Annotated in this window: 29 protein-coding genes; 13 read left to right on the top strand and 16 right to left on the bottom strand. The window is 50.2% G+C overall.

Annotation, left to right across the window (positions count from 1 at the left end; genetic code table 11):
- Window positions 1-105: 105 nt before the first annotated feature.
- From VFA_RS06675 to VFA_RS06650, 6 genes are read left to right on the top strand one after another with little or no spacing between them, the layout of a single operon-like run.
- A complete protein-coding gene (locus tag VFA_RS06675; protein WP_004725900.1) occupies window positions 106-921 on the top strand; it encodes an ABC transporter substrate-binding protein in 816 nt (271 codons plus the stop codon).
- Between the two features lie 9 nt (window positions 922-930).
- A complete protein-coding gene (locus VFA_RS06670) occupies window positions 931-1,629 on the top strand; it encodes an ABC transporter permease (protein WP_004725898.1) in 699 nt (232 codons plus the stop codon).
- Window positions 1,630-1,638: 9 nt separating this feature from the next.
- Window positions 1,639-2,349: an energy-coupling factor ABC transporter ATP-binding protein gene (locus VFA_RS06665; protein ID WP_004725897.1), complete on the top strand. Its 711-nt coding sequence runs from the start codon at window positions 1,639-1,641 to the stop codon at window positions 2,347-2,349.
- Window positions 2,327-2,914: a molybdenum cofactor guanylyltransferase MobA gene (mobA, locus tag VFA_RS06660; protein WP_038151133.1), complete on the top strand. Its 588-nt coding sequence runs from the start codon at window positions 2,327-2,329 to the stop codon at window positions 2,912-2,914. Before VFA_RS06665 ends, mobA begins: the two co-directional genes overlap by 23 nt.
- Window positions 2,911-4,701: a bifunctional molybdopterin-guanine dinucleotide biosynthesis adaptor protein MobB/molybdopterin molybdotransferase MoeA gene (locus VFA_RS06655; protein ID WP_004725893.1), complete on the top strand. Its 1,791-nt coding sequence runs from the start codon at window positions 2,911-2,913 to the stop codon at window positions 4,699-4,701. Before mobA ends, VFA_RS06655 begins: the two co-directional genes overlap by 4 nt.
- A 28-nt stretch (window positions 4,702-4,729) precedes the next feature.
- Window positions 4,730-4,999, top strand: a complete 270-nt coding sequence (locus VFA_RS06650; RefSeq protein ID WP_004725890.1) for a DUF2960 domain-containing protein — start codon at window positions 4,730-4,732, stop codon at window positions 4,997-4,999.
- An 88-nt stretch (window positions 5,000-5,087) separates the two neighbouring features.
- Here the strand turns inward: VFA_RS06650 and nagK are convergent, their stop codons facing one another.
- Together nagK and VFA_RS06640 are read right to left on the bottom strand one after the other, a co-directional pair.
- The gene (gene nagK, locus VFA_RS06645; RefSeq protein ID WP_004725888.1) at window positions 5,088-5,999 is read right to left on the bottom strand and encodes an N-acetylglucosamine kinase; all 912 of its coding nucleotides are present in this window, start codon (window positions 5,997-5,999) and stop codon (window positions 5,088-5,090) included.
- Window positions 6,000-6,161: 162 nt separating this feature from the next.
- Window positions 6,162-6,899 (bottom strand): tRNA-uridine aminocarboxypropyltransferase, encoded by a 738-nt coding sequence (locus tag VFA_RS06640; RefSeq protein ID WP_038151131.1) that lies wholly within the window; start codon window positions 6,897-6,899, stop codon window positions 6,162-6,164.
- 120 nt (window positions 6,900-7,019) lie between these two features.
- Between VFA_RS06640 and VFA_RS06635 the strand changes: the two genes are divergently transcribed.
- On the top strand, window positions 7,020-7,811 hold the full coding sequence (locus VFA_RS06635) for a sterol desaturase family protein (RefSeq protein WP_004725884.1): 792 nt from the start codon (window positions 7,020-7,022) through the stop codon (window positions 7,809-7,811).
- On the opposite strand, the gene VFA_RS06630 is transcribed toward VFA_RS06635, so the two are convergent.
- Window positions 7,808-9,841, bottom strand: coding sequence for a methyl-accepting chemotaxis protein (locus VFA_RS06630; protein ID WP_172475407.1), 2,034 nt, complete (start codon window positions 9,839-9,841; stop codon window positions 7,808-7,810). The two genes, VFA_RS06635 and VFA_RS06630, sit on opposite strands and share 4 nt — an antisense overlap.
- 98 nt (window positions 9,842-9,939) lie before the next feature.
- Between VFA_RS06630 and VFA_RS06625 the strand changes: the two genes are divergently transcribed.
- Window positions 9,940-10,467 carry an NlpC/P60 family protein gene (locus tag VFA_RS06625; protein ID WP_038151125.1) on the top strand — a complete coding sequence of 176 codons (528 nt, stop codon included), beginning with the start codon at window positions 9,940-9,942 and terminating at the stop codon, window positions 10,465-10,467.
- Here the strand turns inward: VFA_RS06625 and VFA_RS06620 are convergent.
- Window positions 10,464-10,805 carry a DUF3802 family protein gene (locus VFA_RS06620; RefSeq protein WP_004725876.1) on the bottom strand — a complete coding sequence of 114 codons (342 nt, stop codon included), beginning with the start codon at window positions 10,803-10,805 and terminating at the stop codon, window positions 10,464-10,466. The two genes, VFA_RS06625 and VFA_RS06620, sit on opposite strands and share 4 nt — an antisense overlap.
- A gap of 396 nt (window positions 10,806-11,201) precedes the next feature.
- On the opposite strand from VFA_RS06620, the gene VFA_RS06615 reads away from it, so the two are divergent.
- Window positions 11,202-12,068, top strand: coding sequence for a fructosamine kinase family protein (locus VFA_RS06615; protein ID WP_004725873.1), 867 nt, complete (start codon window positions 11,202-11,204; stop codon window positions 12,066-12,068).
- Window positions 12,069-12,234: 166 nt separating this feature from the next.
- The gene (locus VFA_RS06610) at window positions 12,235-12,438 is read left to right on the top strand and encodes a CPXCG motif-containing cysteine-rich protein (protein ID WP_004725870.1); all 204 of its coding nucleotides are present in this window, start codon (window positions 12,235-12,237) and stop codon (window positions 12,436-12,438) included.
- A 29-nt stretch (window positions 12,439-12,467) separates the two neighbouring features.
- Here VFA_RS06610 and VFA_RS06605 read toward each other — a convergent pair whose 3' ends face one another.
- A complete protein-coding gene (locus tag VFA_RS06605; protein WP_004725867.1) occupies window positions 12,468-13,079 on the bottom strand; it encodes a riboflavin synthase in 612 nt (203 codons plus the stop codon).
- A gap of 114 nt (window positions 13,080-13,193) precedes the next feature.
- Between VFA_RS06605 and VFA_RS06600 the strand changes: the two genes are divergently transcribed.
- Entirely contained in the window at window positions 13,194-14,570 is a 1,377-nt protein-coding gene (locus tag VFA_RS06600; protein WP_038151122.1) for an MATE family efflux transporter, read from the top strand.
- Window positions 14,571-14,638: 68 nt separating this feature from the next.
- Complete coding sequence (locus tag VFA_RS06595) at window positions 14,639-15,631, top strand: DUF3080 domain-containing protein (protein ID WP_004725863.1); 993 nt, start codon at window positions 14,639-14,641, stop codon at window positions 15,629-15,631.
- Between the two features lie 56 nt (window positions 15,632-15,687).
- Here VFA_RS06595 and VFA_RS06590 read toward each other — a convergent pair whose 3' ends face one another.
- The 9 genes from VFA_RS06590 to VFA_RS06550 all read right to left on the bottom strand — a co-directional run bounded on the left by VFA_RS06590 (window position 15,688) and on the right by VFA_RS06550 (window position 23,593).
- Window positions 15,688-16,536, bottom strand: a complete 849-nt coding sequence (locus tag VFA_RS06590; protein ID WP_004725862.1) for a DNA ligase — start codon at window positions 16,534-16,536, stop codon at window positions 15,688-15,690.
- A gap of 241 nt (window positions 16,537-16,777) precedes the next feature.
- Window positions 16,778-17,617 carry a patatin-like phospholipase family protein gene (locus VFA_RS06585; protein ID WP_038151119.1) on the bottom strand — a complete coding sequence of 280 codons (840 nt, stop codon included), beginning with the start codon at window positions 17,615-17,617 and terminating at the stop codon, window positions 16,778-16,780.
- Between the two features lie 103 nt (window positions 17,618-17,720).
- Complete coding sequence (locus tag VFA_RS06580) at window positions 17,721-18,446, bottom strand: siderophore ferric iron reductase (RefSeq protein ID WP_004725858.1); 726 nt, start codon at window positions 18,444-18,446, stop codon at window positions 17,721-17,723.
- Between the two features lie 261 nt (window positions 18,447-18,707).
- Window positions 18,708-19,883, bottom strand: a complete 1,176-nt coding sequence (locus tag VFA_RS06575; RefSeq protein ID WP_172475422.1) for a tetratricopeptide repeat protein — start codon at window positions 19,881-19,883, stop codon at window positions 18,708-18,710.
- Window positions 19,883-20,503, bottom strand: a complete 621-nt coding sequence (locus VFA_RS06570) for an energy transducer TonB (protein ID WP_004725855.1) — start codon at window positions 20,501-20,503, stop codon at window positions 19,883-19,885. Before VFA_RS06570 ends, VFA_RS06575 begins: the two co-directional genes overlap by 1 nt.
- On the bottom strand, window positions 20,503-20,907 hold the full coding sequence (locus VFA_RS06565; RefSeq protein ID WP_004725853.1) for an ExbD/TolR family protein: 405 nt from the start codon (window positions 20,905-20,907) through the stop codon (window positions 20,503-20,505). Before VFA_RS06565 ends, VFA_RS06570 begins: the two co-directional genes overlap by 1 nt.
- Complete coding sequence (locus tag VFA_RS06560; RefSeq protein ID WP_004725850.1) at window positions 20,904-21,449, bottom strand: MotA/TolQ/ExbB proton channel family protein; 546 nt, start codon at window positions 21,447-21,449, stop codon at window positions 20,904-20,906. The genes VFA_RS06565 and VFA_RS06560 overlap by 4 nt, the downstream gene beginning before the upstream one ends.
- A gap of 9 nt (window positions 21,450-21,458) precedes the next feature.
- The gene (locus VFA_RS06555; protein WP_004725849.1) at window positions 21,459-22,826 is read right to left on the bottom strand and encodes a MotA/TolQ/ExbB proton channel family protein; all 1,368 of its coding nucleotides are present in this window, start codon (window positions 22,824-22,826) and stop codon (window positions 21,459-21,461) included.
- A complete protein-coding gene (locus VFA_RS06550) occupies window positions 22,826-23,593 on the bottom strand; it encodes a DUF3450 domain-containing protein (RefSeq protein ID WP_172475423.1) in 768 nt (255 codons plus the stop codon). The genes VFA_RS06555 and VFA_RS06550 overlap by 1 nt, the downstream gene beginning before the upstream one ends.
- A 175-nt stretch (window positions 23,594-23,768) precedes the next feature.
- On the opposite strand from VFA_RS06550, the gene VFA_RS06545 reads away from it, so the two are divergent.
- Entirely contained in the window at window positions 23,769-24,296 is a 528-nt protein-coding gene (locus VFA_RS06545) for a lipocalin family protein (protein WP_004725845.1), read from the top strand.
- Here the strand turns inward: VFA_RS06545 and VFA_RS06540 are convergent.
- Both VFA_RS06540 and VFA_RS06535 read right to left on the bottom strand, forming a co-directional pair.
- On the bottom strand, window positions 24,261-25,046 hold the full coding sequence (locus tag VFA_RS06540) for an MBL fold metallo-hydrolase (protein WP_004725844.1): 786 nt from the start codon (window positions 25,044-25,046) through the stop codon (window positions 24,261-24,263). The genes VFA_RS06545 and VFA_RS06540 overlap by 36 nt on opposite strands.
- A 111-nt stretch (window positions 25,047-25,157) precedes the next feature.
- Window positions 25,158-26,111, bottom strand: coding sequence for a lactate/malate family dehydrogenase (locus VFA_RS06535; protein ID WP_004725841.1), 954 nt, complete (start codon window positions 26,109-26,111; stop codon window positions 25,158-25,160).
- Between the last annotated feature and the right edge of the window lie 74 nt (window positions 26,112-26,185).

Raw genomic sequence — 26,185 nt, 5'->3', positions numbered from 1 at the left:
TATTAGTTTTGGCATCCAGATTGCAAGAAGACGCGGATTGCTCGTGCGGCTTCTGCGCGCTGCAATGCCTTTGTAATGACTCTTATCTGCCAAATGGAAATTAGAATGAAAAAAGTGATCTTCAGCCTTACAGCCTCTTCTTTGCTTCTCGTCAGTTATTCCGCATCCAGTGCCGATGATGTTCAACGCATTCGCCTCGCGACCACCACCAGTACATACCATTCCGGCCTGCTGGATTACCTGTTGCCGAAGTTTGAACACGATTCTGGTTACAAAGTGGATGTGATTGCCGCAGGCACCGGGAAAGCGCTCAAAATGGGTGAAAACGGTGACGTGGACTTGGTTATGACGCACGCACCAAAAGCAGAAGCGAGCTTTGTTGAGCATGGCTACGGTGTGATGCCACGTAAACTGATGTACAACGACTTCATTATTGTTGGCCCTGAGAACGATCCGGCGCACATTGCGCAACAGAAAGATGTCGCGCAAGTGTTTAAGCAGATCGCCACAAGCGGTGTCAGCTTCATCTCGCGCGGTGATGACTCCGGCACACACAAGAAAGAGCTGGGCATTTGGGCGCAAACCAACATTGAACCGAACTTTGGTGGCTACCGCTCTGTCGGTCAAGGCATGGGACCAACGCTGAACATGGCGTCTGAGATGCAAGCCTACACCATGACCGATCGCGGCACATGGCTGGCGTACACCAACAAGCTGGACCTCAAAGTACTGTTCCAAGGCGATAAAGCGCTGTTCAACCCGTACCAAGTGATTCTGATTAACCCAGAACGCTACCCAACCATCAACTACCAAGGCGCAAAAGCGTTCAGTGATTGGTTGGTTGCGGACAACGGCCAAAAGTTGATTAACGACTTTAAACTGAATGGACAACAGCTGTTTGTTGCAAACGCGAACGAGTAATCGCCATTCATGAGCTTATGGCAAACCACATTGGATGCGCTCACCTTACTGGTGAGCTTTGATTCCGAACTCTGGGAGATCGTTGCGGTCTCCTTTAGTGTTTCTTTAGCGGCCATCAGTTTGGTGATGGTGCCCTCCGTGCTGCTCGCCTTTGTGCTGGCTTACACCAATTTTCGAGGCAAGTGGCTGCTGCTTTCATTGATCAACACCCTGCAAGCAGTGCCGACCGTGGTGATTGGTTTATTGCTGTACATGACGCTGTCGCGCTCTGGTCCTTTGGGCGATTGGCAGATGCTGTTCACGCAAAAAGCGATGATTGCGGGCCAGATGCTGATCTGTTTTCCGATTTTGGTTTCCATGATGCATGGCGCGTTGCAATCAAGCGATCGTCGTTCGGTTGAAACCGCGATGACGCTAGGCGTATCCGTGCCTCGCATCGCAGCCACCATCATGTGGGAAACCCGTTTCCCGCTCTGCGCAGCCACAATCGCTGGTTTTTCTCGCATCGTGACCGAGGTTGGCTGTTCCATGATGGTGGGCGGCAACATCATGGGATTAACGCGTAACATTCCGACCGCCATCGCCATGGAGAGTCATAAAGGCGCGTTTGCGCAAGGTGTTGCATTGGGAATGGTGCTACTCTCATTAGCACTGGCTCTCAATTTTTTGCTTACCAGTATGCGTGGCAAAGGCTATCTACGTACATAAGGATGTCGAATGTCGATTAAGCTAACCGCACAGCAGTTATCCATGCGTTTTAAAGATCGCGTTCTGTTTCACATTCCCCAACTTTCCATTGGTCCCAACGACGCGATTTATCTCAAGGGCGACAACGGTGTGGGTAAAACCACTCTGCTCAAAATTTTGGCCGGCTTGCTGACGCCAACGACGGGCCAAGTGCTCAATCAAGACACATGGTGGCGCCGTCTCTGGCACACCAACGCTCGTCGCAACGTGATTTATCTTCATCAAAGTCCTTATCTATTTGACGACACCGTGTACCAAAATGTGGTGTATGGTATTCGATTTTCCTCTCAGTCGGCTCAAGATAAACGGTCGGAAGTGATCACCGCGCTGCGCATGGTGGGGCTAGAAACACTTGCCGACGAACATGTTTCGGTGCTCTCGGGCGGTGAAAAACAGCGCGTGGCCATGGCGCGCGCATGGATTTTGAAACCATCGATTTTACTAATGGATGAGCCAAGTGCATCATTAGATCAGGAATCCATCGACAGATTAGTTATAATGGCCAAGGATTTACTGGATCGAGGCTCCAGTTTGGTGATCACAAGCCATCAGACAAACGCACTCACTACATTGTGTAAAAAGCAGTGGTGGATAAAAGACCTCACACTGGTTGAATCGCCGTTGCTTCATGTCGTCAAAGAAGAACAAGAGAAAACCTATGTTACTTCCCTCTCAAACTAGTTGGGTGATTTTAGCGGGTGGCCAGGCCAGCCGCATGGGTGGAAACGACAAAGGACTGATCAAACTCAACGATAAACCCTTGGTGCAGCACGTTTTGGAACGTCTGCAACCCCAAGCGGAACGGATTCTTATCAACGCCAATCGTCATCAAGATTGGTATCAGCAATTTGCCCCCGTGGTTTCTGACCATTTCGCTGGCTATCCGGGCCCTCTCGGTGGTATCCATGCTGGCCTGACTGCGGCCACCACCGATTGGGTTGGTTTTGTGCCTTGCGACAGCCCGATGATCGCGACGAACTTGGTGCAACGTTTTTGTGCTGCCGTGACACCAGACACCGACATCGTGGTTGCCACCGATGGCAACCATCAACAGCCTGTTTTTACCCTATTTCACAAACGCGTTCTCCCTCGACTGGCCGCCTTCCTTGAACGTGGTGATCGAAAAATCATCTTACTCTACAACGAATGCCACACGGTAGAAGTCGATTTCAGCGATTCACCCGACTGCTTTTTCAATTTAAATACGCCACAAGAGCTGGCTCAATTTGGAGCGCTTCAGCCATGAGTTCACATCATTCTTCACGTCCTTCACTGCCTTTACTTGGCTTTGCCGCGTACTCTGGCACCGGGAAAACTACCCTCCTTGAACTGCTGGTGCCCAAATTGACTGCAGCGGGATTGCGTTTGGGGATTTTAAAGCACGCGCACCATAATTTTGATGTCGACAAACCGGGTAAAGACAGCTATCGCTTGCGGAAAGCTGGCGCGTCACAGATGCTGATTGCGTCACGAAACCGATACGCGCTCATGACTGAAACACCAGACGCTGAAGCCGAATTTGATTATTTGCTGCAACGTTTCGACGCGCAGCGACTGGATGTCATTTTGGTGGAAGGCTGCAAAAACATCGCCTTTCCGAAAATCGAACTGCACCGCGCTGAAGTCGGCAAACCATGGCTATATCCAAACGATGACAACATCATTGCCATCGCTGCCGATGAGCAGGTCGATACCACCTTGCCGCAGATGGATATCAATGACTTAGATGCGATCGCTCAGTTTGTTTTGGCGTATGTCAACACCGTTAGCCAACCCAAACCAATCCAGAAAGCGGAATCTGGCAGCTGCGACACGCTCTCTCCCGCCTTTTTGTCGGTCGAACAAGGCCGTCAGGCGATCCTTGATGCGGTGAACGTGTTGCGTGAGCGAGACACCATCGCCGTCAATGCGGGGTATCAGCGTGTCCTGTGCGACACGATCACCTCGCCCATCAATGTACCTGCGTATCGCAATTCCGCAATGGATGGATATGCCATCCGCAGCGAAGATATCGGTTTAGCGCAATTTGAACAGTTGGCCGAAGTGATGGCCGGACACGGTTACAACGCGACGCTGCATACGGGGCAAACGGTAAAAATCATGACCGGAGCGCCGGTGCCAGACGGTGCCGATACAGTAGTCATGCGGGAACAAGCACACACCGATGGTCGCTACGTTTCCTTTGGCGATGCCCATATCAAACCGGGCCAAAATGTTCGTCAAGCAGGCGAAGATTTAGCGCTGGGCCAAAACGTGTTTACACAAGGTCAGCGCGTTCATGCCGCCGAAATGGGTATGATCGCCTCACTGGGGCTGGCATCACTGCCCGTCTACCGCAAATTAAAAGTCGCGTTGTTTTCCACCGGTGATGAGGTACAAGCGCCGGGCAGCGACCAAAACGACCATTGCATTTACGACTCCAACCGTTTCACCCTAATGGGGCTGTTGACCAATTTAGGGTGTGAGATCATCGATCTGGGCATTATTGAGGATGACGAAGCGCGCATGATGGACACATTGCAACATGCCGCGGCGAACGCGGATGTGGTGATGACCTCTGGCGGTGTGTCGGTTGGTGATGCTGACTTCATTAAATCGGCATTAGAGAAATTGGGACAAATTGATTTCTGGCGTATCAACATGCGTCCGGGACGCCCGCTGGCGTTCGGCCATATCCACCACAAGCCTTTCTTTGGTTTACCGGGCAATCCCGTGGCTGTGATGGTCTCATTCATTAACTTCGTGGAACCGGCGCTGCGGAAAATGCAAGGCGAAACACATTGGTCACCGTTGAAAATCCAAGCGATTGCGACAGAAGATCTGCGTTCGCGTCAAGGCCGCACGGAATTCAGCCGCGGCGTGTATAGCCTCAACGAACAAGGGCAACTGACCGTCAGAACCACCGGGAAACAAGGCTCGGGCATTCTGCGTTCCATGAGCGAAGCCAACTGCCTGATTGAAATCAGTCCTTCGATTGATACAGTAAAAGTCGGTGAAAGCGTGACAATCCTCCCACTACAAGGCAGAATCTAGCCCATTCATTGGGTATGAGAGAGAAAACATGGCTCGCACCATCATTTACACCTACAAAGATCAGGAAAAAACGCTGACCTTCTCTTACGAGAAGCATCGCAACATTCATGAAGCGGTGGCGGAAGCAGAAGGCATCGATTTGACGGACTATCTGAAAATGGAACAGCAAATCGAAGCGATTTCGGATACCAAAGCGGTTCGCAATTACCGCGACAATCACTTCCGAAAACTGGGATTTAGCCTCATTACCATGCAACCGAAAGAAAACTTTGGTGTAGGTAAGAAACCGAAAAAATGACGATAAAAAGGGCGCTGATTTCAGCGCCCTTTTCTTTCATTCAATGTGTTGCTTGAGTCGGTATGTTTCTTGACCCAATCAGGTGCGATTACTTGATATTCAAGAATGCAGCACCGCGCACGCCGCCCGAATCGCCATGTTTGGCTTTGATGATTTTCGGACATTTTGCTACCGATAGCAGATGCTTCGGTATACGTTTCGGCATTTCTTCGTAGATGAGTTCGAAGTTTGACAGACCACCACCGAGTACAACCACGTGCGGATCGTTTGCGGTGAAGATGTTACCAAAACAGATGGCCAGCAATTCCATAAAACGCTCAACGTGCTCAACCGCTTTCGCCTCTCCGGCTTGATGCGCATTAATGATGTCGACCGCTTTCTTCTTCTCACCGAAGTAGTGTTCGTAAATCAGCTCGAAACCACGACCAGACAAGTAGTTGTCCATGCAGCCTTTTTTACCGCAGCCGCAGCTCAGCAGTGGCGCTTTTTCTGAGCCGAGGTGGAACCACGCATCAATCGGCAGACGCATGTGACCAATTTCACCTGCAACGTGGTTACGGCCAGAGAAAATGCGACCTTCGTAAACCAAACCGCCACCAAAACCCGTACCAAGGATCAACCCCATCACCGACGGTGCATCTTTTAATTCATCATCCCACGCTTCAGACAGCGCGAAACAGTTCGCATCGTTCTCAATTTTTACGCTGCGGCCAATTTTAGCTTCCAGATCCGCGCGCAGAGGTTTGCCTTTGGCTGACGGAACGTTCACAGTCAACACAGTGCCATCATCGGCATCTTCCATGCCCGGCAAACCAAGACCAATCGTGCCTTGAACACCAAATTGATCGTCGTATTTCGCAACCAAACCGGCAATGGTGTCCACCAGTAACTGGTAATCCTCTGTCGGTGTTGGCACTCGCTCTGTTGCGACGCGCTCAAGTTTTTCGTTGAATGCACCGAACTCAATTTTTGTTCCGCCGACATCAAAGCCGTAGTACATGCGATTCTCTCCTAGTAAAACACCCCAAATCTTGGGGTCAAAATAACAAAAGTTAAACAGCAGTATTATCCATAGACCATCTGACACAGTCCGTGACCAAGGGCGGGTTTATTTTGCCTGTTGCACGAATCGCGGCGGTCACACCCGGCAAATTGCCAGAGTTTAGAGTGACTTCTCGCTTTCGCGATGTTCAATAAACCGTTTCAACGCCACTTTGTCCCCATCGATTTTGAGACGGGATTTACACATCAGGTAGCTTTCTTTAAAGGCGTCAAACCACAAGCGCAGGGTTTCTGCCGCTTGAAACTCACCAAATTTATCCAACACCAAACTGGCCACTTCCGCCGTTGCAAGGTGTTGTTCGTTGTCAGATTTGCGCATCACATAACGTGATAACGTGTCTGGTTCGATGGACATCAGGGGTAAATCGGCAAGATAAGGCGATTTACGGAAAATACGTTTCGCTTCGCGCCAACTGCCATCGAGGAAAATGAGCAACGGAGTGCGCGAATCCATCCGTTCTGGCAGCGTTGTTAACACCCGTTGTTTGTCTTCATCAAGCTCCGCCGGAAACACAACCACTGGAAAATAAGCAGGATCGTTGAGGATCGCCAACATCTCACGCGATGGTTCGGTGCGACTCCATTGATACACATAGGTTTCTTTGACCACATCGGCAATCAAACGCCCGGTGTTGCTTGGCTTAAAGACTTCATTTTCTGACACGATCAACATCACCGCCAGATGTGTTTCAGTATCAGGCTGGTGGTCGCACAAACAGTGTGCCAAACTCACATGGCAATACGGGCAGCGTTGAATACGCGAACCGCGTGCTAAAAAAGGTTTGGTTGATCGTTCGAGTCGATACTGATACAAACGATGAAAGGCGTGAATTCTCATAAACGCTGTGACAGAGGGGGAAAACAGGCAGCGATTTTACTGTTAGCCACCCAAGTTCGCCAGTGTTGTGTGGGAATTAACGCAAAGTTTTTAGCGAAATGGACATTTGCTGGAGGCGTGATGCTACAACATACAGAAGCGGTTCGATTGCTGTTTTTTACTTTGGTGCTGGTTGCCTGTGCGTTATGGGAATCGAATCAGCCACGCAAAATCCTCACGCAGCGAAAATGGTTGCGTTGGGTTAACAATCTTGGGTTGGTTGGCTTAAACAGCGTGCTGCTCACCCTCGCCATGCCGATTTTAGCGGTCTCTGCCGCTCACTGGACGGAAGTCACTCAGTTTGGCGTGTTGTATTGGCTCAACCTTTCCCCTGCCCTTGCTTTCGTGCTGTCAGTGATCCTGCTCGATGGTGTGATCTATGCTCAACACGTGCTGTTTCATCGTCTGCCGACCCTGTGGCGTCTGCATCGCATGCACCATGCAGACCAAGACATTGATGTCACAACCGGCACGCGCTTTCATCCGGTCGAAATCATCATTTCCATGTGGATCAAAGTGGGTGCTGTCACCTTAATTGGTGTTTCTCCGCTGGCTGTGGTGGTGTTTGAAATTCTGCTCAATGCCAGTGCGATGTTCAATCATAGTAACGCGCGCTTACCGCTCAAAGTGGATCAATGGTTGCGTCTAGTGGTGGTGACGCCCGACATGCATCGCGTGCATCACTCGGTGATTGAACGGGAAACCCATTCCAACTTTGGCTTCTTTCTGTCGATTTGGGATCGAATGTTCCACACCTATATCGCCCAGCCGGAACAAGGTCATGATGGCATGAAAATCGGACTGCCGCTGTTTCAGCAGCCCCGAGAACAATGGCTGGACAAAATGCTGACCCAGCCATTTCGCGATCATTAACTCAGCGTGTATTTGTGCAGCATGGCTTGTTGATGACCGGCAATCTCCGCGACCTGTTCGGAGCTTTCGACCATTGATTCCAATTGCAGTTTGGTCTGTTCGCCCTGCTCCGAGATGTGTGTGATTGATTGGCTGACATCGGCCGTCGCGCGCTCCTGCTCTTCGGTGGCGACTGAGATCTGTTCGACGCGTGCGCGAATGTGCGTGACCGCTTGCTCAATATCCGCAAAGCTGGTTTTCACCTCTTCGCTGGACGTCAGGGCATGCGCCATTTCCGCTCTTGAATCTTCCACCGCCTGACGCGAGCGTCCAGCCGCTTGCACCAACTCATTCATCATTTCGCGAATATTTGCCGTTTGTGTGGTGGTATCACTGGCCAGCTTGCGTACTTCGTCGGCAACCACCGCAAAACCGCGCCCTTGTTCACCGGCACGCGCGGCTTCAATGGCTGCGTTTAGTGCGAGCAAATTGGTGCTGTCGGCAATACCGCTGATTAAATCGACCATTTCACGAATCTTGGTCACACGTGTATCGAGTTCCAACATGGCGGCTTCGTTGATGTTGAGCGTTGAGTCCAACGACTGCAGACGCTGACGATTCAATTCCACCACGGTCACCCCATGCGCAGAATACTTCGCTGCCGACAGCGAATCGGTGTAAGAATCGTTAGTCACGCCAGCAATTTCGCGAATCGACGCTTCCAACTGGTTAATGGTGGTCACCATGTTCATCAATGCTTGATTCTGTAACGCCAAACTTTTGTTTGATTGATCAGCAGCGTCGTAACTTAACTCAGCGGTTTGATACAAGGTTTCGCAGTTGCGTGTCACGGTCGAAATCGAATCGTGGGTGCTGTCAATCACCTGATTCAGTTGGGTCGCAATGTGGTGAAACTCTTTCGGCCCCGTCATTGACGCCTGATGAGCAAGATCATGTTCGGTCATCAAGGTGAGGTGCTTGCTGATATTTCGCATGCCATGGTTGACCCATCGACGTAAACCAAACCATGCCAGCACAATCATCACGACCAAGACGGCACCACTCACCACTTGAATCCAAGTGACGCTTAACATGGTGCTTTGCACTTCGCGCTCTTTGGCGCTAATCAGTGCTTTTGCATCGCTTGATAACGCGTTCAGTGTGTTCACTGTCGCTTGAGCCACGATCGCCGCTTGTTCAAACTGTTGGTTTTGTTGCTGTGAGGTGTGCAGCTTGTCCATGATCTGGTCAAGAATACCGCCTGACTTAAATCCGGTTTGCACCATGTCATACGGCGCAGTCAAGCTGGCAAAATCCATGACATCTGGGTGCCACTCTTTGAAATCATCAAACGCCAATGCCAAACCAGCAAGGCGATTTTTCAGCTCTTTGTATTGCGTTTGCGCGTTGTTGAGGTCATCTTGCATCATCAACATTAAAAAGGTGCTTTCCATCGAGCTGGCTGAGGCCGTAAAGCGGTTGGCGGCGTCCATCGACTCAGGATTATCGACCGAAAGAAACGACGCGATGCGGCTCATCTCCGGCCCAATCGAGCTTAATCCGTAACGGAAGCCGGTCGCTTGATCGGCAATGGTCTTTTGCTGAGTCAATTGCTGTTGCTGGGCATTGAGAATGGTGTTGGACAACGCGCTCAGTTGGTGAATGTTCTCCATCAACGTTTGCAATTTGTCGGCGTCGATGAGGTTGGCAAACTGCGCCGAAATCGTTTTCATATGTTCCAGCGATTGCTGGGCTTGCGTCTCGAGCTCAGAAATGTTGGACTGAATGGTGGTGAGCTCATCGGCAGTTTTGGCGCGAGTGCCATAACCAAGAAATTTAACTTGTTCGAGAATATTTTGAGTGAGCGACGCATTGGTCATCGCCAAAGGCAGTGCTTGCTCTGACAGGTGATTGAATTGGTCACCCACTCGTTCAATGCCTTTGATACTAGTGACAGAAAGAACGATGACGAGTAGTGTGATCGACATAAAGATGGCAGTGAGCGTTTGAATAAGAGACAACGCTTTGCCTGGCTGATTAGACTGAGTCATAGGAAGTTGAGAGTCCGATTCCACTTTTAAAGATCCGTCGCCATGGTAGGAATCGAATGTGTCAGAAATATTTCATTCAAATTTCATTTAAGTGACAGATGATGAGAAAACGTATTCCCTTTCTGGTGGTATGCCTCGCACTTGCGGGATGTTCATCCGTTCCCCCCGACCACCATGCATCGGATAGCCTTGCGGTACCATCGTCGCCGGCCAATGCCATGTCAGACGATTCATTCGAAGCGCGCAAAGAGATTGCGTTTTTTGATATTTACAACCAATGGCAAGGCGTCCCTTATCAATTTGGTGGCAATACCAAACGCGGCGTCGATTGTTCGGCATTCGTGCAGATCGCGTATCGCGATGCGTGGCAACAGCCCCTACCGCGCACCACGACGTCACAAAGCCAAGTTGGCAATGCCGTGGCATACAATCAGGCAAAATATGGGGATTTGGTGTTCTTTAAGACATCGCGTAGCACGCAGCATGTGGGCGTTTATCTGGGCAACAAACTATTTATGCATGCCTCAACATCGCAAGGTGTGATGATTTCGAGGTTAGATAACCCGTATTGGGCTTCCAAGTTTTGGCAGTTCAGGCGGATAGAGACTCCGCCTGAGATCCATTAATCGTATTGGCTGACTGCTGTATCAAACAGGTTTTTCACCAACGCAATATACTCATCAAGGAAGATGATTTGTTCGTTGGTTGCCGGTTTACCCCACACGCCCGCTAACACTTCGCCGAGATCGTCGACGACGGAGTCCGCTTCTTTCAGCAATTGAAAACGTACGCTGGAATGGAGTTCCGGGTTTTGTTCAAAAATAGCCATGATGTTACTGGCAACCATATCCGTAGCCACGTCTTCGACACTTTCTTCGCCAGTGTCACCTTCACGTGTAAAGATATCCATGTTCATTGCCAGGTGTTCAATCAGCGCTAAATAACCATCGGTTTCTACAACCACTTTTCTTCTCCGCTATACCGCTTAATGCCAAACACGACGTTACCTTGTGTAATACTAAGCCATGTGTCCGTTTTTTCACAGTTTCTCACTGAGGTAATCCCTCATATTCTTGCCCAATATCAAGAGACGAACACATTTTGCTGAAATGATGAATCGACGTCGTATGTTGATTGGCTAAATATTGCATTACAAGGCGACATTATTGCACTGGATCATGAGTGAACCGAGATAACTTACGATGATGGGTTATCGGTTTTTTGATAACAGTCACATTTATATGCATTTATAGGACGGAGTCAGTAAGTGAATGAAATTATGTGCATTCGTTGTCTGAAATATAGTCAATGATCGCCTAAACTGTCTTACAACAACGACGTACCGGGACGGAGCAAAACTATGTGGCAAGCGATCGCGCAACAGCTCTCAGACACTTTGATGTTCCAATTCGACATCACAGAAAAAGACAAGATCAACGGCGGAGACCTGCATGAGTGCTACATGATCTCCGATGGCCGTGAGCGTTATTTTGTCAAACTCAACCAACGTGAACATTTGCCCCAATACGAGTTAGAAGCCGAAAACCTACGCGTTTTGCGGGAAAGCTCGACCGTTTCCGTGCCGGAGTTGGTGTTGGTTGGCACCAGCAAAAGCCATGCGTTTATCATCCTCAATTACCTGCCCACCAAACCACTGGACGATGCGACGAACAGTTTTAAGTTTGGCGTTCAACTGGCGCAGCTTCATCAATGGGGCGATCAAAAAGAGTATGGCTTTGATGTCGATAATTTCATTGGCAACATTGTGCAGCCCAATCAATGGGCGAAGAAATGGAGCCTCTTTTTTGCCGAACAGCGCGTTGGCTGGCAACTACAATTGCTGAAAGAAAAAGGCATTGAACTGGTCAACATCAATGAGTTTGTTGAACTGGTTAAACAGCGTTTGGCCAACCACTCGCCTCGTCCGTCGTTACTGCATGGCGACTTATGGCATGGCAACGTGGCAAACTCTGCATTTGGCCCGATCTGCTACGATCCAGCGTGTTATTGGGGCGACCGCGAGTGCGATATCGCCATGACGGAACTGTTTGGCGGGTTCCAACCTGATTTCTACCAAGGGTATGAAAGCGTGTTACCGCTTGATTTTAATTACGGTGAACGCAAAGACATTTATAACCTGTACCACATCTTGAATCACTACAACCACTTTGGTGGTCATTACCTTGCCGAGGCGGACAAACTGGTTAAGAAAATTCTTACTTTTTAAACAGTTAGTCACTCATCACGGATACACTTTGTGACGATAAAGAATGCGCTAACGGGTGTTCTTTATCGGTTTTATGCCTTGCCTCAAAGTTTGTACTTAATTTCTCTCTTTAACTAACTTCGCAGCTTACTATTAAGTCATCTCCCGTAGATGTAAGGAAAGTGAGATGAGAGAATTCACTGAAAAAACGGTTCAATGCCCGCATTGTGGCCATGCCATCCGCATTACCCTGGACTCTTCAAATGGCAGCCAAGAATTTTATGACGACTGCCCCGCGTGTTGTCATGCCATTCACCTCAACATGATGGTGGATGAACAACAAGACACCATTGAGCTGTATATCGATGCGGATGATGAACAGATTTTCTGAGACAAAAAAGAGCGCCTAAGCGCTCTTTTTTACATCTGCTTGGCAGCGAGAACGCGTTCGACCGTATCGACGATCGCTTGCGTTTGGGGATCAAACTCAACGTTGACGTGATCGCCAGCCTGCTTGTGGCCAAACAACGTGCGCTGCATGGTTTCAGGGATCAAGTGGACATTAAAGCGGTTCGCTTTGACTTCACCGATGGTGAGTGAGCACCCGTCGAGTCCAATGTACCCTTTCGCCAATACGTACTTCATGTGTTGGGCTGGCAGTTCAAACCAAATAGTTCGATTATTGGGTGTATCGATCACCTCGGTGATCGTCGCTACTGCACTGATGTGCCCAGACATGTTGTGGCCACCAATTTCATCGCCAAATTTCGCGGCACGCTCGATGTTCACCCAAGCTCCCGGGGCGAGTTCACCCAGGTTAGTGAGGCGTAAGGTTTCCTGCATCAAATCGAACGAAACTTCCGTGCCTTCGATTTTCGTCACCGTCAGACAACAACCGTTATGCGCGACAGACGCACCAATCGCCAAGCCTTGTCCCAGTCCCGCCGGTAAATCGAGCACATGAGTTTGGAATTTTTCTTTCTTTTCGATGGTCACAACTTTTGCTGTGCCTTGCACAATACCTGTAAACATTTTGTGATTCCGACAGTTTTTCGTGGTGCTTAGTGTGACATTTCTTTATCATTCACTCCAGCATCAAAATTTGCTTTTGATGCGCTCTAGCAGTCGTTCCTTCCGGAGAAATTCGTGCACCGTAATCAATATAAAATCGAGGCGTCTAATTTAATTAAATTGGCGACGCCAGTTCTCATCGCATCTGTCGCACAGACGGGAATGGGCTTTGTTGACACCATTATGGCCGGTGGCGTAAGCGCTATCGACATGGCGGCGGTGTCCATCGCGGCCAGTATTTGGTTGCCTTCCATTCTGTTTGGCATTGGGTTGCTTATGGCGCTGGTTCCTGTGGTGGCACAACTCAATGGCTCCGGACGTCAGCACAAAATTCCGTTTGAAATTCATCAAGGCGGCGTTTTAGCCCTGGTGATTTCCGTGCCGATCATCATCGTGCTACTGCAAACCGAAGCCATTTTGGGCGTGATGAAGGTCGAACCGATGATGCAGGAAAAATCCATCGGTTACATGCACGCGATGGTGTTTGCGGTACCAGCCTTTTTATTGTTCCAAACGCTGCGTAGCTTTACCGACGGCATGTCTCTCACCAAGCCAGCCATGGTGATTGGTTTTGTTGGCCTGTTGTTTAACATTCCTCTCAACTGGATTTTTGTTTACGGCAAATTTGGCGCGCCAGCACTGGGCGGCATTGGGTGTGGCGTGGCCACGATGATCGTTTACTGGATGATGTTCTTCATGCTGCTATTTTACGTCATCACATCCAACCGTTTGGCGCACATTAAGCTGTTTGATTCGTTCCACAAACCCCAACTGAAAGCGCAGATTCGTCTGTTCCGTCTGGGCTTCCCGGTCGCAGCGGCGCTGTTCTTTGAAGTGACACTCTTTGCCGTGGTTGCACTGATGGTGGCGCCATTAGGCTCCCTCGTGGTGGCAGCGCACCAAGTGGCGCTCAACTTCTCATCGTTGGTGTTCATGTTACCGATGAGTATTGGTGCAGCGGTTTCGATCCGGGTCGGCCATACGCTGGGTGAAAAAGATTTCCGTGGTGCGGCGATTTCCTCCAACGTCGGTTTGATGGTGGGGGTTGGCACTGCAGTTATCACCGCCACATTGACCGTTTTGTTCCGTGAACACGTATCACTGTTGTACACCGAGAACCCAGCGGTTGTCAGCCTAGCGATGACATTGTTGATGTTTGCAGCCATCTACCAAGTGGTTGATGCCATTCAGGTTATCGCCGCAGGCGCCCTACGCGGCTACAAAGATATGGCGGCGATTTTCAACCGCACGTTCATCGCGTATTGGATTCTTGGCCTTCCATCCGGTTACATCTTGGGGATGACGGATCTAATTGTGGAACCGATGGGCGCTCAAGGCTTCTGGATTGGTTTCATCATCGGCTTAAGTTCGGCGGCATTGATGCTCGGCCTGCGTCTGTACTGGGTGCAGAAACAAGACGACGACATGCAAATGCATTTTGCGTCCCGCTAAACCCACGAGTTTGAAGGCCAGCAGAACGCTGGCCTTTTTGTATACGGAATGAAGCATAAGGAGGTTGCGTGCGTTATTGGATGATTGGATTGATGGCGCTGTGGATGACAGGTTGCGACTTGGCGCGGCCTACGATTGAGCGTGATTTTGCCGACTACATTCAACGCATTGCCAATGTTCAGGACGCCGCAGCCATTCCCTTTCCTGAGACGAAAAATCAAACCTTGCCGGATAAACGCAATCTTCTCATCGCCATCGACCCGCTCACCCTTGGCTTACTAGACAGCTATGAACTGCGCAAATGTGCGTTGTTTTCGCTGATCGCAGAACGCAATTCCGTTCTGGGGAAAGTTCAAGATGAATTTCGCCGTTTTGATTATGAATTGGCACTGTTGCACGGCCTCACACGCTGCATCACCGACAACGACCTTTCGCCGAAATTGCGCCAACAATTAAGTGACATCGAAGCAGAGAAAATCGACCAATTACCGGCGCAGTGGCACAACTTGTTGTACACCAGCACAGCCATGCGTCAGCAGCTCACCAGCCATGAATGGCTCGAAGGTCATTGGGATACGGCACAGATTAATGAGGCGTTAACCACGTTTTCCGCCATCCATGCGGCCATTGCGCAGCAACAACTGACGGTGGCATTGCCAATTGTCACGCCTTATCAAGAAGCGTTGGAGAAGCAGCCCTTGCTCGGTCAATTGAAATTCTCGCTCGACAATTCGGCGCGCTGGCTGAGTGCGGCCACCCAGCAATTAACTCAACACGATGCCACCATTGTTTGTGGTGCCAACCGTAACCCAACCAAACTCAATTATCTACGCAATGTATTTCAATCTATTTATGTGGAGAAGCTGCAACCTTACCTCGCTAAAATTGACAGCATTTACTTCACATTGGCACCCAATCTAACGCCGTTTGAACCGACACCGTTGAGCGACTACGCCTTTGCCATTGTGCCGAGCCATCAAGCATTTCGCCAAGCGATCCAACATCACATGCAATACTGGCAAGCTCTGTTTAAGCGCTGCTCCGTCACGGTGGGTCGTTAACACCATCAGGTGAGGTCATGAACCGAATCGTTTACGATCTGAATGATGACATAGCTTTAGTATACGGTTCGAAAGCGAACAAAGCGGGCGAAGCGCGGTTTACCTTCGGCCGTTAAGCCGTTATAGCGGTAAGTGATGAGGCTGCCAATTTCGGGTGGATTCTGACGCTGCTCGTCAGTAAAACCGGTTCCCACGTAAAACTCGGTGCCTTCGTCAGTGCGGACCAGCAACGACCCCATCATGCCTTTGTATTTGCCGTTGCCAAATTTGTAGCCCATGACCCGCGCTTCAGCGTCCTGATATTTTTTCAGCTTTAACAGATCGTTGCTGCGCCCTGCCTGATAACTGGCCGTCACTTTGCGTAACATGACACCTTCGCCATTTTGGTTGGTTAACGTGTCTAAATAGTTCAACAGTTCCGCTTCAGAAAGCACCGGTGAGTGCTCGATGTATTTGATGTGCGATGCGGCGGCCTGTTCCACTAAATATTTGAGGTTGTAATAACGCTTGGTGTAATCGCCGGCTGCTTCCGGCATATCAAACAGCATGAAATCAATCTTGCGCCACGCCGCATCGGATGGAGTGTGATCGAGCACCGTCTGCTGCACAAGTGGGAAATGGCCTCGTCCAGCCCACAACTCTCCTTCCAATGGATAATCCGGTAGCGGGTCGGTAAACCAATGTGGCGCGTAGATTCGATTGCCATTGCGGGTCAACAGCTGTTTGCCATTCCAAATAGCACGAATACCATCGAGTTTTTCACTCTGCCAATATTCATAAATATTGATGCCATCGTGGTATTCATTTGCTTGGGCGACAGGAACAAAAGCCAGTGGATTCGCAATGGCTGGCGCGTGCTGCGCCGTCAATAACGCCGCAGCAATAAGAGTGAGTTTGAGTTGCATGAGCACGTCCAGATGAGTCAGGGATGTGCTCTATTGTGGAAAGGTTATCGAATGAGGCCAAAAGCGTGAGTGTGACGATGCGAGAGTCATCATGCTTTATCATCCCCAACGCCATGGCCCTGCGTGACAAGTCGCGAGCCGTTTCAAACTTCTTCTTCGTACGTATTAGCAAGGCCAGCCAACACATCTTGATACGTCTCGATCTCACACACGAAAACGACCATTTTCTCTATAAAATTCATCATAAGGCTCCTTGGGACTGAATGTACGCTCTGCCCGCTTTCACACCCATGTCGTAACCGACATCAAGCAGCGGTTTCTTCATGGTTAAGCGCTTGACGGCAAAGTTTTCTGGCGGTGCGATCACGCGGATCGTCGCATCTTTCGGTGGATTGTGAATGAATTCCAACGAACCGTTGTATTTCTCAAAGCGGTGAATGATTGAGTTCGCCACATGAGGATGCTTTGAAAACAGACGTTTCATCATCCATTCACTTTTCGGTTTCGCCATGTGATAGCTCAGCGGATGCGATAAGATCACGGTGATGTCACGAGCGCCGCGGCGATACGCTTCTTTCACTGGAATTGAATCGGCAATACCGCCATCGGTGTAACAGCCACCCGAAAAACATGGCGTGGGTTTGTACACTAGGGGCAGCGCCGACGTGGCTTCGATTGCGGTGGCAAAGTTGTCTTGCGTCACGCGATAGTAATCGGCTTTACCCGTGTCGACATTGGTGGCCGCCGCATAGAAAGGAATCGATGAGAACAAGCGTTCTTCATCCACAGGATAGATGCGGTTGGCTTCATCAATTAACCAGCGAACGTCCACCAAGCTACCACCACGAAGAAATCGACCTGGATTGTAAAACTCTTTACTGGTCGCGAGTTTGGTGATGACTTGATAACTGCGCAGTGGCTGATTGGAAAGGTAACCCACAAGATTCGATGCCCCAGCAGACACACCCATCACGAAATCATAGGGTCGGTAGTTAAAATCCATGAAGGAATCTAACACGCCGCTGGCAAATATGCCGCGCATTGCTCCGCCTTCTACTACCAGTGCTGTTGTCTCTGCCATCTGCATGCTCCTCTTATCATTAATCTGTGATCAGGATAAGCCTATGCACGCCGAGCGCCAAATGGGTTTTAGTTATTAATCGAATAGGGATTGCATATGTAACTTAATGAACAAGCGTCAGCTCGAGCGCTTGCGCTTGTTTATTGACCGCTGCACGGGGGCAATCCGGACACACCTTGCGGCCGCTGCATTTGTAGACGAGGCAGCAACTGCTACGCACCAAGGTGAGTTGTTGGGATTTTTGATCCAATTTCAGGCTGGATAGGTGTTTGTCTGGCAGATCAAACGCCGCTAACCACACGCGTGCTTGCGTCAGAATTTGCGCGTTGGAATAGTGCGGCCGAAGCTGCTGCAATTTCACCAGACAACTCAATAGCATGTCAGCCAACAGATGCTGCGTAAACCCCGGACGAATCCGCACGAACTCGTTCATCTCAGCGCGATATTGCTCAAACAGCGTCGTCAATTGATGGGCCACGCGATGGATCAACTGCGTGCGATTGCCATGCTGCCATTCATGCGGTTCAAAACTGAATCCAGCCACAAATAGCGGACGGCGATATTGCGTCATGCGAGTAAAATCAGGCAATGCTTTTTGTGTGTAAACGGAGAGAAATGACAGGTACACCGGTTGCCAGCACAACAGCCCCCAAGTGCGAGTGAGCCAGTAAGCTTGCCCCGCTTCAGGAGACGCGGCTTTGATCTCGTCATAAATCGCGGCAAACGTGTCGCCATTGTGACGTTCCAGCGCAATCGCCTCTTCCCCCGCTTGGGCAACACCCACACGACCATCCAGATAAGGCGTAAGTTGTTGCGCATAGTGAAACAACGATTCAAAGGCGGCTTGGCTCTGCGTGCTGACCTTATTTATGACGAAGGATGATCCTGAAACTCGATGATGGGGTAAAGCATACAAAGAACTATTCTTGTTTGCAAATCAATATCATTTGCAAGTTGCTATGATTTCATGATTCGCCCTAGCCCAGCGCTTGATTGGCCAACAAGCATTCAACGACGCCGATACCCGACAGGTGTTCAGAACGAAAAAAGACCTCACAAGGAGGTCTTTTCGAGATGGCGTTGCGATGTATTACGACGTTTGGCGCGTCTGAATTTGACGCAACTGCGTGAGGTATTTGATCCAACCTTTCGCTTCATCTGATGGGTCAAGATTGTTTGAACGCTTCGCTTGAATCAGCGCCTCTTCCAAATGGTTAAGTTTGTACAGCGCCCGCGCTCGTGCCAAAGCCACTTGCGGCTGACGATCTTTTTCTTTCACGTGGTCGAGTTCGCTCAACGCAGAGCGGTACTCGCCTTTTTGATTGAGCAATTGGGCGACGTTCCAGTGGTAGCGACGATCAAATTTGGCAGCCAACGTCCAAGTTTCAATCGCGCGATCCCACTCTTTGGCACGTTGCCAGTAGAAGGCACGCTCGGTGATCAGTTGAATGTCTGAGTCCGCCTCATCGAGTAACTCAATCACACGTGCAGCGCGCTCAGGCACACCATTTTGCGCATAAAGTTGCGCCAACAAACGCAGGTCATGTTGACTTAAGGCCACACCTTGCAATTTAGCCAGACCCAAGCTGCTGAGAGCGTCTTTCTTCTGACCGGTACGGAGTTCTAAACTGACCAGTTGCAGCCACCAGTTGCCTTTCTCCGGCTCCAGCGCAATGAGGCGCTTCAAGGTGGGAATGGCATCTTTCCATTTCTCCAATTGAAGCTGAGCCCCCAGTTTGACCGACAGTGGCGTCACTTCGTCTGGGCGTTTAAAACCTTCATAACGTGCAATCGCATTGAGTGATTTTTGCCACTGCTGCGCTTGATAATGAATTTGCCCGATGCGCAGCCACAGTTCATACACCTTTTGATCTTTCGGTGCTGACTTGACCAGCTCATAGTAGTGCGGCAATGCTTGCTTGTATTGCTGATTCATCAGCAGCAAATCGGCCAGCATGCGACGCGTCGTCCACCCTTGGTCATCAACCAGCTGACCACTTGAAACCGCATCATTCAACGATTGAATCGCCGGTTTCAGTTGCTTGTTTTGCCAATAAAACACACCCAACATTCGCGCAAAGTACGCTTTGTCGTAAGCACGCGTCACCTCGGAAGTTTTCAACGTATTGATGGCGTCTGTTAACTTGTTATCTTGCGCAAGTTGGTTGGCGCGCATCGCTTTGTTGGCCGCGTATTGGCTCAGTTCCGCCGCTGTCGCAAGTGACGCCGAGCTCATCAGCAATAGACAGACGATTAATCGTTTCATCATTTGGCTAATTTAAACTCCAGTTTTACAGTTTGACCCGGCTGAGATACGGCACTGCCATCCAATAGTTTGGGTTGGTATTTCCAGTTTCTCAACGCGTGCATTGCCTCACGTTCAAACATACGACGCGGATTGGCATCAACCACTTCGATGTCGGTCGGACGACCCGTTTCGTCAATGGTAAATTTAAGCACCACATAGCCTTCAACGCCCCGTTTCAACGCACGCGGCGGATAACTTGGCTCAACACGATAGAGTGGCAGCGCTTGTTGGTTCACACCAAAGTCACCAAAGGTTGGCGCGCTGATTTCTATGCCATTGATCGCCGTATCCAAACCCAATGACGGTACGCTAGTTGGCGAAACGGTGTTGCTGGCCGTTGTCTGTTTTTGTGATACCGGTGTTTCTGGCGGCTGTTCCGGGGCTTTCGGTTGCTCCGGAACGCTGCGTTGGCGGCGCTGCACATCCTGCTCTTGCTCCACCATCACCATGTTAAAGCTCAGTGATTCGCCTTGCTTAGGTGCTCGCATGCCGTCGTTGTTGACCATCCATGCCATAAAGGCAAACAACCCAATCGAGATGCTTGCGGCAAATGGCATGGCTAACAATAGACGCCCCATTAGCGTTTCTCCGCAGCCAAGGCAATGCTCTTCACGCCCGCGCCTTTCGCCGCATCCATCACTTTAACCACCGTGCCGTTGTAGGCATGTTCATCCGCCTGAATCACCAAAGAGGCTTCCGGTTGTTCCAGTAAGAGATGTTCCAACGTGGCTTGAACGCGCTCCACATCAACCTGACGTTTATCAATATAAATATCGTTGGCTGAAGTAATGGCCACGAAAATGCCCGCATCTTTCTGCGCCACCACATTGGCCGCAGACGGACGATTCACTTCCACACCAGACTCTCGCACAAACGAGCTGGTCACGATGAAGAAGATCAACATGATGAATACGATATCCAGCATTGAGGTGAGGTCGATTTGCGCCTCTTCTTGTTTCGACTGACGTCGACCGAGTCTCATCGCTGACTCCTTAACGATTTTTCTAATTTCAGTTCAAACAGGCGACAGGTTTTAGCCAAACGCGCGTGCACGAACATACCGGCCAGCGCAGCGACCATGCCTGCCATAGTGGGCAGAGTCGCAAGAGAGATGCCTGACGCCATTAATTTTGGATTGCTGCTGCCTTGGGTTGCCATCACATCAAACACCGAGATCATCCCGGTGACGGTGCCAAGCAGTCCGAGCATCGGACAAATGGCAACCAGTACTTTGATGACGTTGAGGTTTTGTGTCAGTGCGATATGCGCCTGACCAATCCACCCTTCACGAATGGCATGTGCGTGCCACGATTGATGATCGCGACGCGCATGCCACTGTTCAACCCACTGCTTACGTTGTTTAGGAAACGTGAAGGCGAGATAAATCACGCGCTCCACCACCAACAGCCAACATAAAGCGACGACCGCAGCCAGCCACCAAAGTACTGTTCCGCCCTGAGCCATAAACTCTGACAGTGGCAAAAACAGATTTTTCAGTGAAAACAACCAGTCTGCTTGGTTCATCTTGATTCCTTACGCTGCGTTGCCAACCACGCTAGAAGCTGGCGTCACGCCACATTCGCGTTCCGCTTCTTCCGCGACCAGACCAATCCCCTGTTTCTCCAGAATATTGCGGATATTTTCTGCTTGGGTACTGAGGATGTTGTGCGCCAGCAACAGTGGCATGGCCGCCACAAGGCCAAGCACCGTGGTGACCAGTGCCATCGAGATACCGCCCGCCATCACTTTTGGATCGCCGTTACCAAACTGAGTGATCACTTGGAAGGTCTCAATCATCCCGGTCACCGTACCGAGCAGACCCAGCATCGGTGCCAGTGCAGCCAGCAGTTTCAGCATCGACAGCCCTTTTTCAAGCCCCGTTTGCTCATCCACGACCGCTTCAAGCAAACGCAGTTCCAGCGCTTCCACGCTGCGGTTTTGCTCTTTGTTGTAGACCGAAAGAATGCGACCTAGCGGGTTGTTGCCCGGTTGATTTGGCGTTTTCAGTTGCGCTTTGATTTTCTGACGTGCGATCGCCAGAACCACACCGCGATACACACCAATGATCAGGCCCACGGCCAGTAGCACCAGAATGATCTTGCCGATCACACCACCCGCTTCGAGGCGTTGTTTTAGCGTCGGTGCTTGTGCCAGTTGTTCAAGCAACGTGCCACGCGATGGGTCAAGAACCACAGGCGCGGTGTCACCTTGTGCGATCGCCGTGAGTGAAGACGACGTTGGGCCGTTGTCAGGCTGTTTGTGATAAGCGATGGCATCTTTACGTGCGTTGTTCCAACTCACGTAACCTTGGTCTGTTACCAAACCGAGCGCACCAATTCGTGTTGCGGACGCACTGTGCGTGCGGCCTTCGCCATCAATGAAGTTGATGTCGTGCGTGCTGATCTCGCCACTGGCGACAATCTGTTCATCCATCGCATGCCACAAGCCGACCAGTTGTTTCATCGAAGGCAGTGATTTGGCCGCCACAATGTCATCAATGACGGATGCGTATTGTTGACGATCCACGCCAGTAACGGAGTGTTCTAGCTCAGCTTTGATCTCTTTGGCGTTTTGACGCACAACGCCAAAAATTTCGCCTAAACTGCCCGTTTCTAAGCGCAGTTTTTCTTCCAAACGCGCGAGGCTGTTTTCATTTTTGCTGAATTGAGCTGACAGTTTGTCGGCTTCTGCTTGCAACGCATTACGTTTGGCAATCAGCGCCGCTTTTTCTGCTTTCAGTTCTTGTTCGGTTTTCTTGAAATCCGCTTCGCGTTTCACGTTATGTGTTTGCTCTGTGCGATTTTCCGTTCTCGCTTGTTGCACTAAGTCTGTCGCGGCGAATGTTGGCGCGGTCAGAATCAGGCTCAGCCCCATCACAGAGACAAGTTTATTCAAGGTCATTATTTTGCCTCCGCTTGAGTCAGCGATACAGGAAGCGTCAACAAGGTGGGTGCAATTTGTTGATTCGCCAAGTTGTAAGCCGTATCGAGATCGGCTTTATTACTGCCGCTCACCGCAGACCACTGTTTCTGTGTTTGATCCCAAGACCAGTACTGCGTGGCGTTCAGGTTACGCGCAATCAGCGACACACGGCCAAGGTAAAGAATATCTGCTTTTACGGCATCGTTCTCAGCCAGTTGAATGGTGTCTTGGTAAACGCCCAGTTTCGAACCGTAATCCATCTCAATTTGGTAGGCTTCTAAAATACGACGGTATTTTTCTGCATCGCTGACATCTGCACGTGGCATCAGTGCTTTGAGTTTTTCGATGCGGTCTTCACGAGCCGTCAGGCGAATGGGTTTATCTTCGCTCAGGTTGGTTTGCAGCCCATCAATCATTTGGTACATCAATGGCACAATGCCTTGACGAGTTTGATTGATTTCGACGATTTGCTCTTGAAGGCTGGTGATTTCGCTGTCTTGGCTCACAACCAATGAGGCCAAGTGGTCGCGGTAAACGCTGAGGTTTTTCACCTCTTCGTTCAATTGTTCGATTTCCGATTGCAGTTCCATCGCGGCGGCCGAGCTTTTGTCGACTGCGCGTTGGCTGGATGCAGACGCTGCATTGGTTTTGTTCTGAATGGCTTTCGCATCGTCCAGAGTATTGGCATAAGCTGGAAGCATGGTCGCTGCAGAAAGCAGTACTAGGCTAGGTTTTAAAAGGTTCATCATTGTAATCATTTACCGCGTGAGAATGCGAATATGTTATTGATAAAAGCTCTCATTATCAACTAAGTTTGCCATTCTATCCGCTTTTCCTGCTGGCGACAATCACGCGATGAATAATGATCGTCTATGCGTTATCTTCCGTATGCCCTTTCACATGTATAAAAAGGATAGTGTTATGAAATTGTTGAAATTTAATCTATTCGTGGTGCTGATGATGTTGCTCGCGGGATGCACCGGAACGCCGGATAAAGTGACGCCGGTCGGCCATTTTGAGCTCAATCGATACTTAGGAACGTGGTATGAAATTGCGCGACTCGACCACAGTTTTGAACGGGGTTTAAACCAGATCAGCGCCACTTATTCACGCAATGACGACGGCAGCGTCAAGGTCATCAATCGGGGCTGGAATGACCATGCGCAGCAATGGCAGGAAGCCGAAGGCAAAGCCAAGTTTGTCGCCTCACCGGACATCGCGCATTTGAAAGTGTCGTTCTTTGGCCCGTTTTATGGCAGTTACGTGGTGTTTGATTTGAAAGATGATTACTCGTTGGCACTGGTCAGCGGCTACAACACCGACTATCTATGGCTGCTGTCACGCACACCGACCATTGCCGACAATGAATTACAAGCCGCCCTCAAAAAAGCGCAGGCGGCGGGCTTTGATACCTCAAAGCTGATTTTTCCGCTCCAGAAAGCCAAATAGCCACACCGATTTGAGCACACTTTTCGCTTTGAGCTTAGCGACACGCCAATGGGTCGCCGGGCGAACTGGCGCAGTGTCAATTAGGTGCTGATACGCCGCTTCATCAAACGGAATGTCCTGACCATGCGCGAGTAATAGAGTGTTGGGGGCAAGATCCAAAACACGTTTGACCGAGCGGCGATACTGATTCGGATAGAAGATAGGAAAGGGAGAAATCAACCGCTTCTTCACTTCGACAATCAAATCGGCCACATACAGGATGCCCTGCTCAGCGTGATACACCGACAAGTCGCGGTCAGTGTGTCCTGGCGTTTCTAACACCTGCCACTCATCAAACCCGGGGATGGTGTCACCGTCAGACAAACAAACGTCCGCCAGTAACTTACGGGCAAACCATAAGCGGCGCTTGGGGCTGCGCAGGCGATTCGCCATCCAGTGCGCAAGCGCCAAATCGGTCAGGTACATCAATACACCATCCCAACCTTGATACCAATGAGTTGCCTTGTTGGCCGACACGATGTGGCAGCCCGTCAACTCGCGCAATTTGTGCGCGCCGCCCGCGTGATCCGGATGCATATGGGTTACGACCACGGCCTTGAGGTCACTCAGTGGACGCCCAAGCGTCGTTTCGATAAAAGCTTGAATCATCGGCACGTCGGCGCGGCTGGCACCATCAAGTAACAGCAGTTTATCGGGGTATTCGGCGAGGTAGATGTTCTGAATGTAGCCTTTAAGAGTATGTAATTTCACGCGTTTCCTTTGCTGTTCTATCCATTCCTTGGATGGAGTAAGCATAGCAGCCTTCGCGGCGCTGGCACGTAAAAACCGCAATGGGCGAGCAAAAATACTCGCCCGATCAAATTAGTAGCTCAATCCCGTCGATTTGGCGACGTTTATCATATTTTCTCGTAAGTTGTCTGCAATCGACACCAACGTCTGCATTTCGGCATCTGTAAATGGATGAATCAGGATTTTTTCCACCCCATTTCGCCCTACAACCGCAGGCAAACTCAGCACCACATCGTTGAGGCCATATTCCCCTCGCAACAAGGTGCCCACTGGGAGCACAGAATGTTCGTTGATGGTCACCGCCTGAATAATACGAAATACACTGGCCGCGATACCGTGCGTGGTGTTGTTTTTACGTTTGAAAATTTCATAACCCGCCTGTTTGACAGACTCCAACAGCTCATCGGCGTCAATCCGGTCAAGATGGTTCGCATCGCAGTAATAGTCTGCGGCTTGTCCGGCGATACTGATTAAGCTTTTCGGGGTAAAACAGTGACTACCGTGTTCACCCAGCACGTAACCAAACACGTTTTTCGGATCGAGATTGACGCGCTGGGCAACAATGGTCATCAAACGTGCGGTATCCACCACGCAACCTGCCGAGATCACTCGGCCTGGGCTGTAGCCGGTGTTGGCGACGATGCTATGCGTGACAATGTCACAAGGATTGGTTACGACAATCAGTACCGCTTTCGGGGCAACGCGCTCAATTTTCTTGGCGATATCTACGCCAATTTTGCTATTGATTTCAGCCAGATCCATCCGTGACTGGCCTTGCTGAATTTGCGCGCCAGCGGTGATCACCACGATGTCGGCACCAATCAGCTCCAGATAATCGTCCGTGGGCACAATGCGGGTATTTTTAGAAAACGTCAGCGCCGCCGTGTGGCGAAAATCGAACACTTCCCCTTCCGCGCGCGCCACATCGCGATCCAATAAAATCAGTTCACTCACACTGCCTAAGGTCAGCAAGTAGTTACAGATTCCAACCCCAACAGCGCCTGCTCCAATCACACCTATTTTCATTTTCTTTCCCTGATAAAAACGACAATAACGTCCAGTGATGTTACTAATCTTAGCAATCTTTGTTCCAATTATAT

This window comes from Vibrio furnissii CIP 102972 (genome assembly GCF_000176175.1).
In the GTDB taxonomy this organism is placed as follows: domain Bacteria; phylum Pseudomonadota; class Gammaproteobacteria; order Enterobacterales; family Vibrionaceae; genus Vibrio; species Vibrio furnissii.
Note: the sequence above shows the minus strand (reverse complement) of the source record. Positions and strands in the feature narration are given on the sequence as shown.